Genomic DNA, 11,124 nt, shown 5'->3' on the forward strand with positions numbered 1-11,124 from the left:
GCACCACTCCGAGTTTGTTTAGACTTGCAAGGGCGTGCATAATCATGCGTATGACGGTGAACATCGCGGTGGCCGGAGCCAGCGGGTACGCGGGTGGTGAGCTGCTGCGCCTCCTCCTGACCCATCCCGAGGTCGAGATCGGCGCGCTCACGGCCGCCAGCAGCGCGGGCACGAAGCTCGGCGTCCACCAGCCCCACCTCGTCCCCCTCGCCGACCGCGTGCTGGCCGAGACGACACCGGAGACCCTCGCCGGTCACGACATCGTCTTCCTCGCGCTGCCCCACGGGCACTCCGCGGCGATCGCGGCGCAGCTCGGCCCGGATGTGCTGGTGGTCGACCTCGGCGCCGACCACCGCCTGGCCGACGCGGGCGACTGGCAGCGCTGGTACGGCGGCGACCACGCCGGCCAGTGGCCGTACGGCCTGCCCGAACTCCCCGGTGCCCGCGAGGAGCTCGCCGGCACCAAGCGCATCGCCGTGCCCGGCTGCTTCCCGACCGGCGGCTCGCTGGCCCTCGCGCCCGCGTTCGCCGCCGGGCTGATCGAGCCCGACGTCACGATCGTCGCGGTCACCGGGACTTCCGGGGCCGGCAAGAGCCTCAAGCCGAACCTGCTCGGCTCCGAGGTGATGGGCTCGGCGAGCGCGTACGGCGTCGGCGGCGCCCACCGGCACACCCCGGAGTTCGTGCAGAACCTCTCGGCCGTCGCGGGCGAACGGGTCACCGTGTCCTTCACCCCGGTGCTCGCGCCGATGCCCCGCGGCATCCTCACCACGGCGAGTGCTCCGCTGAAGGACGGCGTCGACGAGGCCGCCGCCCGGGCGGCGTACGAGAAGGCCTACGACGCGGAGCCGTTCGTCCAGCTCCTGCCCGCGGGTGCCTGGCCGACCACCGCGTCGACGCTCGGGTCGAACAACACCCAGCTGCAGGTCACGGTCGACACCGGGGCGCGCCGCCTGGTCGTCGTCGCCGCGATCGACAACCTGACCAAGGGCACCGCCGGCGGTGCCGTCCAGTCGATGAACCTGGCCCTCGGCCTCCCGGAAACCACCGGGCTTTCCACCGTAGGAGTGGCACCGTGACCGTCACCGGCCCCCAGGGCTTCCGCGCCGCCGGCGTCGCCGCCGGGATCAAGGCCTCCGGCGCGCTCGACCTCACCCTGGTCGTCAACGACGGCCCGCTCGATGTCGCCGCGGGCGTGTTCACCCGCAACGTCATCAAGGCCGCGCCCGTGCTGTGGTCGCAGGAGGTCCTCAAGCAGCAGCGGCTCAAGGCCGTCGTCCTCAACTCGGGGGGCGCGAACGCGGCCACCGGGCCCGGCGGTTTCCAGGACACCCACGCCATCGCCGAGAAGGTCGCCGAAGTCCTGCAGGCGGGCGCGATCGAGGTCGCCGTCTGCTCCACCGGCCTGATCGGCGAACGGCTGCCGATGGACGCGGTCCTGTCCGGAGTGGACGCAGCGGTCAAGGCTCTCGACGCAAGCCCCGAGGCGAGCCTCAACGCCGCCAAGGGCGTGATGACCACCGACACGAAACCGAAGCAGGCCTTCGCGAAGCACGACAGCGGCTGGAGCGTCGGCGGCTTCGCCAAGGGGGCGGGCATGCTCGCGCCCAACCTCGCCACCATGCTCTCGGTGCTGACCACCGACGCCGTGGCGGACAAGGAGACCCTCGACCGCGCCCTGCGCGCGGCCACCCACCTCACCTTCGACCGGCTCGACGTCGACGGCGGCACGTCCACCAACGACACGGTCCTGGTGCTGGCGTCCGGCGCGAGCGGCGTCGAACCGACGGAAGCGGAGCTCACCGAGCTGCTCACCGCGGTGAGCCACGACCTGGTGCTCCAGCTGCGCGCGGACTCCGAAGGCGCCACCAAGGACGTCGACGTCACCGTGCGCGGCGCGGCCTCCGAAGCCGACGCGATCGCGGTCGCCCGCACGATCGCCGAGGACAACCTGGTCAAGACGGCGCTGTTCGGCTCCGACCCGAACTGGGGCCGGATCGCCATGGCGCTCGGCCGGGTGCCGGCCCGCATCGACCCGGAGGCCGTGTCGATCGCGATCAACGGCGTCACCCTGTTCGCCCAGGGCGTGCCGGCGGCGGACCGGTCGGAGGCGGACCTCACCGGCCGGGCCATCGAGATCGTCGTCGACCTCGGCGTCGGCACGGGCACGGCGACCATCTACACCACGGATCTTTCGCACGGTTACGTCGAAGAGAACAGCGCGTACTCCTCATGAACCAGGAGGCTCTGATTTCCGCGGACGAACGACTCGCGACAGCGGCCGAGAAGGCCGGGGTGCTCATCGAAGCGCTGCCTTGGCTGCAGCGGTTCAACGGGGCCACCGTGGTGGTGAAGTACGGCGGCAACGCCATGATCGACGAGCAGCTGAAGGCGGCGTTCGCCGAGGACATGGTGTTCCTCCGGCTGGCCGGCCTGCGCCCGGTGGTCGTGCACGGCGGTGGCCCGCAGATCACCGCGATGCTCAAGCGCCTCGGCGTCGAGGGGGAGTTCAAGGGCGGCCTGCGGGTCACCACCCCGGAGACGATGGACATCGTCCGGATGGTGCTCACCGGCCAGGTCAGCCGCGAACTCGTCGGGCTGATCAACGCCCACGGGCCGTACGCGGTCGGCATCTCGGGCGAGGACGCGCGGCTGTTCACCGCCGAGCGCAAACAGGCCACTGTGGACGGTGAGCAGGTCGACATCGGGCTGGTCGGCGAGGTCGCCGAGGTCAACCCGGACGCGGTGCTCGACATCGTCAACGCCGGGCGCATCCCGGTCGTGTCCACGGTCGCCCCGGACGTCGACGGCGTGGTGCACAACGTCAACGCCGACACGGCCGCCGGTGCGCTCGCGGCCGCGCTGGGCGCCGAAAAACTGGTCGTGCTCACCGACGTCGAAGGCCTGTACGCGAACTGGCCCGACCGGTCGTCGCTGATCGACCGCATCCGCGTCGACCGGCTCGAGACCATGCTGCCCGGCCTGGCCAGCGGCATGATCCCGAAGATGGAGGCGTGCGTGCGCGCCGTCCGCGGCGGCGTGCGCCGGGCGCACGTGATCGACGGCCGTCTCGCCCATTCGGTGCTGCTGGAGGTCTTCACCTCGCGCGGCATCGGCACCATGGTCTTCCCCGAAACGGAGCTCCCGTGACCGACCTTGAGTCCAATGTGGATGGCCAGGCGCACTGGCAGTCCGCCATCATGGACAACTACGGCACACCCAAGCTGACGCTCGTGCGCGGCGAGGGCGCGAAGGTGTGGGACGCCGACGGCAAGGAGTACGTCGACCTGGTCGGCGGCATCGCCGTCAACGCGCTCGGCCACGCGCACCCGGCCGTCGTCGAAGCCGTCACCGAGCAGATCAAGCGGCTCGGCCACACCTCGAACCTCTACGTCAACCCGGCGGCCATCGAGCTCGCCGAAGCGCTGCTCGACGTCGCCGGTCTCACCGGCCACGGCAAGGTCCTGTTCGTCAACTCCGGGGCCGAGGCCAACGAAGCCGCGCTGAAGATCAGCCGGCTCACCGGGCGCACGAAGGTGGTCGCCGCCGAGGGCGCGTTCCACGGCCGGACCATGGGCGCGCTGACGCTCACCGGCCAGCCCGCCAAGCGTGAGGCCTTCAAGCCGCTGGTGCCCGGGGTGGAGCACGTGCCGTTCGGGGACGTCGAGGCGCTCAAGGCCGCCGTCGACACCGAAACCGCGGCCGTCTTCCTGGAGCCGGTCCTCGGCGAGGCGGGGGTCATCCCGGCGCCGGACGGCTACCTGCAGGCCGCGCGCGAAATCACCAAGGCCACCGGCACGCTCCTGGTGCTCGACGAGGTGCAGACCGGGCTCGGCAGGCTCGGCACCTGGTTCGGCTACCAGCAGGCCGGCATCGTCCCCGACGTCATCACCCTCGCCAAGGGGCTCGGCGGCGGCCTCCCGCTGGGCGCGGTGATCGGCGTCGGCGCGGCGGGTGACCTGCTCAAACCGGGGCAGCACGGCACCACCTTCGGCGGCAACCCGGTCTGCTGCGCGGCCGGGCTGGCCGTGCTGAAGACCATCGCCGCCGACGGCCTGCTCGACCACGTCGCCTCGCTGGGCAAGGACATCGCGGCGGGCGTCGAGGCACTGGGGCACCCGCTCGTCGCCGGCGTGCGCGGCGCCGGGCTGCTGCTCGGCATCGCCCTGAAGCAACCGGTCTCGGCGGCGGTCGCCCAGGCGGCCCAGGAGGCGGGCTACCTCGTCAACCCGGTCGCCCCGGACGCCATCCGGCTCGCGCCCCCGCTCGTCCTCGACGGCGAACAGGCCGAAGGCTTCCTCGCCGCACTCCCGAACGCGCTCGACTCCACCACGAAGGACTCCGACTGATGCTGCGCCACTTCCTCCGCGACGACGACGTCAGTCCGGCCGAGCAGAAGGCCATCCTCGACCTCGCCGACCAGCTCAAGGCCGATCCGCTGGGCAACAGGACCCTGGCCGGCAAGTCGATCACCGCGATCTTCGAGAAGAACTCGACGCGGACCCGGTTCTCGTTCGAGGTCGGCATCAGCCAGCTCGGCGGCCACCCGGTGATCGTCGACGGCCGCTCGATGCAGCTCGGCCGCGAAGAGACGATCGAGGACACTTCGCGGGTCCTCTCGCGGTACGTCGACGGGATCGTGTGGCGCACCTTCGCGCAGAAGCGCATCGAGGCGATGGCGTCGGCGGCCTCCATCCCGGTGGTCAACGCGCTGACCGACGAGTTCCACCCGTGCCAGGTGCTCACCGACCTGATGACGATCCGCGAGCGCAAGGGCAAGCTCGCCGGCCTCACCCTCGTCTACCTCGGCGACGGCGCCAACAACATGGCGCACTCGCTGCTGCTCGGCGGGGTCACCGCCGGGATGCACGTCCGGGTCGTCTCGCCGGTCGGCTTCCAGCCCGACCAGGGCGTGATGCTGGACGCGAAGAAGCGGGCGGACGAGACCGGCGGCACCGCGACCGTCTTCACCGACCCGTACGCGGCGGTCGACGGCGCGGACGTGCTCGTCACCGACACGTGGACGTCGATGGGGCAGGAGAACGACGGCCTCGACCGGGTGGGCCCCTTCCGCGCCCTGCAGGTCAACACCGGGCTGCTGAAGAAGGCCGCGGACGACGCGATCGTGCTGCACTGCCTGCCCGCGCACCGCGGCTGGGAGATCACCGACGAAGTGCTCGACGGCCCGGCCAGCGCGGTCTGGGACGAGGCCGAGAACCGCCTGCACGCCCAGAAGGCGCTGCTCGTCTGGCTCTTCGAAGAGAGCCGGCGATGACCGGCAGCCGGGTGGGCCGTCAGGCGCGGATCACCGAGCTCGTGTCCACCATGACCATCCGCAGCCAGACCGAGCTGGCCAAGCTGCTGGCCGCCGAGGGCATCGAGGTCACGCAGGCGACGCTGTCGCGCGACCTCGACGAACTGGGCGCGGTCAAGCTGCGCGGCCCGGACTCGGGCGCGCCGGTCTACGTCATCCCCGAAGACGGCAGCCCGGTGCGCGGCGTGCAGGGCGGCACGTCCCGGCTTTCCCGGCTGCTGGCCGAACTGATGGTCTCGGCGGACTCGTCGGGCAACCTGATGGTGCTGCGGACACCGCCGGGCGCGGCCCAGTTCCTGGCCAGCGCCATCGACCGGGCCGCCCTGGAGGAGGTCGTCGGCTCGATCGCGGGTGACGACACCGTCGCCGTGATCGCGCGGGAGCCGCTGACGGGCAAGGAACTGGCCGAACGCTTCGCCGCCCTCGCCCAGCGATCGGCGGACGAAGGATCACCGTGATCGCGATCGGCGACATCTTCCCGGCCGAGGGCGAATTCCTCGCGCCGGACGAGGTCGTGATCACGTTCGACCGCGGGATCCCGGTGGCGATCGACGGCGAGACCGTCTCCGTCGCCGAAGCACGCCGGATGCTGAGCGCGCGCGGCGAAGCACAACGGATCGGCCGCGGCGAAGCGTGCGCCGCGCTCGACCGGCGGGCCGGCCGCGGATGCGCCAGTCTGACCAGCACCGCGTCGGGCGAAGTCCGCCTGGTCCTGTACGACGGCCGGATCACGGTCGCCTGACCACCCGAACGAACACCGAGGAGAAGCGAGAACAGTGAGCGGGAACGAGCAACCGGTCCAGCTGTGGGGCGGCCGGTTCGCCAGCGGTCCGGCGGAGGCCATGGCCGCGCTGAGCGCGTCGACGCACTTCGACTGGCGCCTGGCGCCCTACGACATCGCCGGGTCCCGCGCGCACGCCCGGGTGCTCCGCAAGGCGGGCCTGCTCACCGAAGACGAGCTCGCCGGCATGCTGAGCGCGCTGGACACGCTCGCGCAGGACGTCGCGTCGGGGGCGTTCACCCCGACAATCGCCGACGAGGACGTGCACACGGCCCTCGAACGCGGCCTGCTCGAACGCGCGGGCACCGAACTCGGCGGCAAGCTGCGCGCCGGCCGTTCGCGCAACGACCAGGTGGCCACGCTGTTCCGGATGTGGCTGCGCGACGCCGCCCGCCGGGTCGTCGCCGGCACCCTCGAGGTCATCGACGCACTGGTTTCGCAGGCGAAGCGGCACCCGGACGCGATCCTGCCCGGCCGCACGCACCTGCAGCACGCCCAGCCCGTGCTGCTCGCGCACCACCTGCTGGCCCACGGCCAGGCGCTGCTGCGGGACGTCTCGCGCCTGCGGGACTGGGACGCCCGCACGGCCGAATCGCCGTACGGCTCGGGTGCGCTCGCCGGTTCCTCGCTGGGCTTGGACCCGGAGGCCGTCGCCGAAGAGCTCGGCTTCACGACCAGCGTCGAAAACTCCATCGACGGCACCGCTTCGCGCGACTTCGTCGCCGAGTTCGCCTTCGCCGTCGCGATGCTGTCGGTGAACCTGTCCCGGATCGCCGAGGAGGTGATCATCTGGAACACCGCCGAGTTCGGGTACGTCACGCTCGACGACGCCTGGGCGACCGGCAGCTCGATCATGCCGCAGAAGAAGAACCCGGACGTCGCGGAGCTGACGCGCGGCAAGGCCGGCCGGTTGATCGGCAACCTCACCGGCCTGCTGGCCACCCTCAAGGCGCAGCCGCTGGCCTACAACCGCGACCTGCAGGAGGACAAGGAGCCGGTGTTCGACTCGGTCGAGCAGCTCGAGCTCCTGTTCCCGGCGATCGCCGGGATGCTCGAGACGCTCACCTTCCACACCGACCGGCTCGCCGAGCTGGCCCCGGCCGGCTTCACCCTGGCCACCGACATCGCCGAGTGGCTGGTGCGCCAGGGCGTCCCGTTCCGCGTCGCCCACGAGGCGGCGGGGGAGAGCGTCCGCGTCGCCGAGTCCCGCGGCGTCGGCCTGGACGAACTGACCGACGAGGAGTTCGAAAAGATCAATCCGGCGCTGACGCCCGCGGTGCGCGAAGTCCTGACCGTCGAAGGCTCGGTCAAGTCGCGCGACGCCCGGGGCGGCACCGCGCCGGCCCGCGTGGCCGAGCAGCGCGCGCGGCTGGAGGAGCGGGTCACCGCGGCCCGTCAGTGGCTCAGCTGAGGGACTTCCGGAGCTTGGCCCGGACGGCCCGCGTGGCCATCGGGCCGAGCCCGTCCAGGACGTCGACGAGCACGGCCAGCTGCTCCAGGGCGGCCACGGCCTGCTCGGCGCCGTCGGGGTCGACCGTGTCGAACAGCGTGAGCCCGAGGAACCCGGCGGACACGGCGTGGGCCAGCCCGTCGGGGTCCGCGAGCTCGGCCAGCGGCGATCCCTTGAGCACGCGCTCGAGCGACAGCCGGACCTCGGTGATCCACTTGTTCAGGCCCTCGCGGGTCGCTTCGGCGAGCCGTTCGCTGCCCTGGGCCCCGGCCAGGGTCTGGGCCAGGAGGGCCAGGTTGCCTTCGGCGCGCTCCGCGGTGCGGATCTCGCGGCCGAGGGCGAGCAGCTCACCGACGGTGGCCACGGCGGCGAAGCGCTCCCGGTAGAGGGCGACGCGGGCCTCGGTCGCGGAGATGCACGCCTGCGCGATGAGATTTTCGACGCTGCCGAAGTGGTAGAAGACCAGCGCCTGGTTCGCGCCCGCGGCACTCGCGACCGACCGGGCGGAGACGGCGGTGATGCCCTGCTGCCGGACGACTTCCAGCACGCCGTCCACGAGCCGCTGCTTCGTGTCCTGCGAACTGGAGTTCCGGCCGGTGCCCATCAGTCGATGACCTTCTCACGGTGTGGCTGCACCACCCCGCTCACCCCGCCGCCCGGGCGCGTCCGGCCGCAGCGGGCGGCCGAGGGCGCGGTCAGGGGCTGGTCCTCCGGCGCGACGCCGGTCTCCAGCCAGAGCCGCAGCCGGTCGGACGACCACGCCGTCAGCCAGCCGAGCACCGGCCGGAACACCCGGTCGGCCAGCTGCCCGAAGCGTCCCCAGCGGGTGCCGTAGTCGAAGCCGGTGGCGAACCGGACGCCCCCGGGGACCGGCGTGCAACGCCAGAACCCCGCGCCCGCGCTGATCAGGGACAACGGGTCGGCCGAGGCGAACCGCAGCACCGACGTGCGCGAGCCGTCCGGCCAGTCCCGCGGCGCCGCGCTCACCCCGACGCCGGCGACCGCGACGCCGAGGAACCGTGAGGTGTAGTGGAAGTGGTGCTCCCCGATCGGCGTGATCCCGGCGAAGAGGAGATCCCAGCGCCGGTGCAGGAGCGGGTCTTGCGTGTGCCGCCACAGTGTGTCGAGGTCCGTGCGGATCACCGTCTCGACGTAGAGCGCCTTCGGTCGCATCTCTCGTCTCCCCTCCGAGTTTGAGCGACTGCTCAAATCGACTGTAGGGAATTTTGAGCGATCGCTCAAGGGATAAGGTGGCCGGGCCAGGCAGCCGAGGAGAGGAATCCGTTTGAGCGGCGACGCAGGCCGGTTGTTCACGCGCGGCGAACTCGCACTGGACCCGGTCGACCTGGCCCACCTGCTGCTCGGCTCGGTCCTGGAGGCCGACGGTCCCGACGGCACCGTCGGCGTCCGGCTCGTCGAGGTCGAGGCCTACCGCGGCGAGGACGATCCGGCGTCGCACTGCTACCGCGGGCAGACGCCGCGCAACGCCGTCATGTGGGGGCCCGCGGGTCACCTGTACGTCTACTTCGTCTACGGGATGCACTTCTGCGCGAACATCGTCGGCTCGACCGACGGCGTCGCCGGCGCGGTGCTGTTGCGCGCGGGTGAAGTCGTCAAGGGCCTCGACATCGTCCGCAAGCGGCGGCCGAACGCGCGGGGCACCGGCGAACTCGCCAAGGGGCCGGCCATCCTGACCTCGGTGCTGCGCATCGACCGCGGGGAAAACGGCGTTGACCTCACCGATCCGGCGTCCCCGGTCCGGCTCTACGCCGGCGAACGCGTGCCGGCCGAGCGCATCCGGTCCGGTCCGCGCGTCGGCGTCGCGATGGCGATGGACACGCCGTGGCGGTTCTGGGTCGACGGCTCGCCCGCGGTGTCCACCTACCGCCGCGGCGGGAAGCGGCGGGTCCGACCCGCCAGTTAGTCGGTTGACCTGGTGCGGGAGGATCTACAGGCGTGAGCGAACACATCCTCGACGAGCTGTCCTGGCGCGGCCTGATCGCGCAGTCCACCGACATCGACGCCCTCCGGCGCGAGCTCGACCAGGGTCCCGTGACGCTCTATTGCGGCTTCGACCCGACCGCGCCCAGCCTGCACGCCGGCAACCTCGTCCCGCTGCTCATGCTCAAGCGGTTCCAGCGCGCCGGGCACCGGCCGATCGTGCTGGCCGGCGGCGCGACCGGGATGATCGGCGACCCGCGCGACACCGGCGAGCGCACCCTGAACACCCTCGACGTCGTCGCCGAGTGGGCCGGGCGCATCCGCGGCCAGCTCGAACGGTTCGTCGACTTCGACGACTCGGCGACCGGCGCGATCGTCGAGAACAACCTGAACTGGACCGGGCAGCAGACCGCGCTGGAGTTCCTGCGCGACGTCGGGAAGCACTTCTCGATCAACGTCATGCTCAACCGGGAGACGGTGAAGCGCCGGCTCGAGGGCGACGGTATGTCGTACACCGAGTTCAGCTACCTGCTGCTGCAGTCGCAGGACTACCTGCAGCTGCACCGCCAGTACGGCTGCAAGCTGCAGGTCGGCGGGTCCGACCAGTGGGGCAACCTCGTCGGCGGCGTCGACCTGATCCGGCGGACCGAGGGAGCGGCCGTGCACGCGCTGACCGCGCCGCTGGTCACCGACGCCGAGGGCCGCAAGTTCGGCAAGTCCACCGGCGGCGGGAACCTCTGGCTCGACCCGGAGATGACCTCGCCCTACGCCTGGTACCAGTACTTCGTCAACGTGGGTGACGCCGACGTCGTCCGCTACCTGCGGATGTTCACCTTCCTCACGCAGGAGGAGATCGCCGCGCTGGCGGAGGACACCGAACAACGCCCCCACCTGCGGGCCGCGCAGAAGCGGCTGGCGGAGGAGTTCACCACGCTCGTCCACGGCGAGGACCAGACCCGGCAGGTGATCAACGCCAGTCAGGCGCTGTTCGGCCGAGGCGAGCTCGGCGAGCTGGACGAACGCACCCTCGACGCGGCGATGGCCGAGGTGCCGAACGGCAAGGTCGACCCGGGCGGCGAGCCGACGATCGTCGACCTGCTGCTCGCCGGGGGACTGGTGGACAGCAAGGGCGCCGCGCGCCGCACCCTCAAGGAGGGTGGTGCATACGTCAACAACGTGAAGATCGCGGACGAGGAGTGGAAGCCGTCCCGCGAAGACGCCCTCCACGGCAAGTGGTTCGTCGTCCGCAAGGGCAAGCGCAACGTCGCCGGCGTCGCGCTCGGCGGCTGACCGGCTCCGGTGGCCCGGAACAGGGTCCTGACCTGCGGGAACGCGGTTAAGGTACCCCCCTGTTCCGGGCCCTTGGCGGGGGTGTAAAGTTCTCCAAGTCGCCAGGGAAACCGGGTGGCCGCCGGGACACGAACCAAGCTCTCGCGGATCGCGATTGAGTGGGTGTCCCACCAAAAACTGCTAGGAATAACTCGCTTCGAGTGAGCCGCTTGATCGCGGCGGACTCGGGGTGTGTTGCTTGAGAACTCAACAGTGTGCTAGTGAACTAAGCCAGTAGAGCTTATGTATTGAACCTCGTATGAGGTTCCTTTGAGAGCATTAAATTGCCTCGATTGAATTCGAAGACAT

12 protein-coding genes are annotated in these 11,124 nt (G+C 71.2%); 10 read left to right on the forward strand and 2 right to left on the reverse strand.

The window, feature by feature from the left end; genetic code table 11:
- The first annotated feature begins 50 nt into the window (after positions 1–50).
- From argC to argH, 8 genes are read left to right on the forward strand one after another with little or no spacing between them, the layout of a single operon-like run.
- Positions 51–1,079: an N-acetyl-gamma-glutamyl-phosphate reductase gene (argC, locus tag ACLJOU_RS40535; protein ID WP_410574579.1), complete on the forward strand. Its 1,029-nt coding sequence runs from the start codon at positions 51–53 to the stop codon at positions 1,077–1,079.
- The gene (gene argJ, locus ACLJOU_RS40540) at positions 1,076–2,236 is read left to right on the forward strand and encodes a bifunctional glutamate N-acetyltransferase/amino-acid acetyltransferase ArgJ (RefSeq protein WP_410574580.1); all 1,161 of its coding nucleotides are present in this window, start codon (positions 1,076–1,078) and stop codon (positions 2,234–2,236) included. The genes argC and argJ overlap by 4 nt, the downstream gene beginning before the upstream one ends.
- Positions 2,233–3,150: an acetylglutamate kinase gene (gene argB / locus ACLJOU_RS40545; RefSeq protein ID WP_410574581.1), complete on the forward strand. Its 918-nt coding sequence runs from the start codon at positions 2,233–2,235 to the stop codon at positions 3,148–3,150. The genes argJ and argB overlap by 4 nt, the downstream gene beginning before the upstream one ends.
- Positions 3,147–4,349, forward strand: coding sequence for an acetylornithine transaminase (locus ACLJOU_RS40550; RefSeq protein WP_410574582.1), 1,203 nt, complete (start codon positions 3,147–3,149; stop codon positions 4,347–4,349). Before argB ends, ACLJOU_RS40550 begins: the two co-directional genes overlap by 4 nt.
- Entirely contained in the window at positions 4,349–5,275 is a 927-nt protein-coding gene (gene argF, locus ACLJOU_RS40555) for an ornithine carbamoyltransferase (protein ID WP_410574583.1), read from the forward strand. Before ACLJOU_RS40550 ends, argF begins: the two co-directional genes overlap by 1 nt.
- Positions 5,272–5,772, forward strand: a complete 501-nt coding sequence (locus ACLJOU_RS40560) for an arginine repressor (protein ID WP_364260643.1) — start codon at positions 5,272–5,274, stop codon at positions 5,770–5,772. The genes argF and ACLJOU_RS40560 overlap by 4 nt, the downstream gene beginning before the upstream one ends.
- Positions 5,769–6,056 carry an argininosuccinate synthase gene (locus tag ACLJOU_RS40565; RefSeq protein ID WP_410574584.1) on the forward strand — a complete coding sequence of 96 codons (288 nt, stop codon included), beginning with the start codon at positions 5,769–5,771 and terminating at the stop codon, positions 6,054–6,056. Before ACLJOU_RS40560 ends, ACLJOU_RS40565 begins: the two co-directional genes overlap by 4 nt.
- A 34-nt stretch (positions 6,057–6,090) precedes the next feature.
- Complete coding sequence (gene argH / locus ACLJOU_RS40570) at positions 6,091–7,506, forward strand: argininosuccinate lyase (RefSeq protein ID WP_410574585.1); 1,416 nt, start codon at positions 6,091–6,093, stop codon at positions 7,504–7,506.
- Here the strand turns inward: argH and ACLJOU_RS40575 are convergent.
- Both ACLJOU_RS40575 and ACLJOU_RS40580 read right to left on the reverse strand, forming a co-directional pair.
- Positions 7,499–8,149: a TetR/AcrR family transcriptional regulator gene (locus ACLJOU_RS40575; protein ID WP_410574586.1), complete on the reverse strand. Its 651-nt coding sequence runs from the start codon at positions 8,147–8,149 to the stop codon at positions 7,499–7,501. The two genes, argH and ACLJOU_RS40575, sit on opposite strands and share 8 nt — an antisense overlap.
- A complete protein-coding gene (locus tag ACLJOU_RS40580; protein ID WP_410574587.1) occupies positions 8,149–8,718 on the reverse strand; it encodes a hypothetical protein in 570 nt (189 codons plus the stop codon). Before ACLJOU_RS40580 ends, ACLJOU_RS40575 begins: the two co-directional genes overlap by 1 nt.
- A gap of 112 nt (positions 8,719–8,830) precedes the next feature.
- Between ACLJOU_RS40580 and ACLJOU_RS40585 the strand changes: the two genes are divergently transcribed.
- Both ACLJOU_RS40585 and tyrS read left to right on the forward strand, forming a co-directional pair.
- Positions 8,831–9,469, forward strand: coding sequence for a DNA-3-methyladenine glycosylase (locus ACLJOU_RS40585; protein ID WP_410574588.1), 639 nt, complete (start codon positions 8,831–8,833; stop codon positions 9,467–9,469).
- Between the two features lie 32 nt (positions 9,470–9,501).
- Positions 9,502–10,776: a tyrosine--tRNA ligase gene (gene tyrS, locus ACLJOU_RS40590; protein ID WP_410574589.1), complete on the forward strand. Its 1,275-nt coding sequence runs from the start codon at positions 9,502–9,504 to the stop codon at positions 10,774–10,776.
- Positions 10,777–11,124 lie beyond the last annotated feature (348 nt).

This window comes from Amycolatopsis sp. cmx-4-61, assembly GCF_046548775.1.
GTDB lineage: Bacteria > Actinomycetota > Actinomycetes > Mycobacteriales > Pseudonocardiaceae > Amycolatopsis.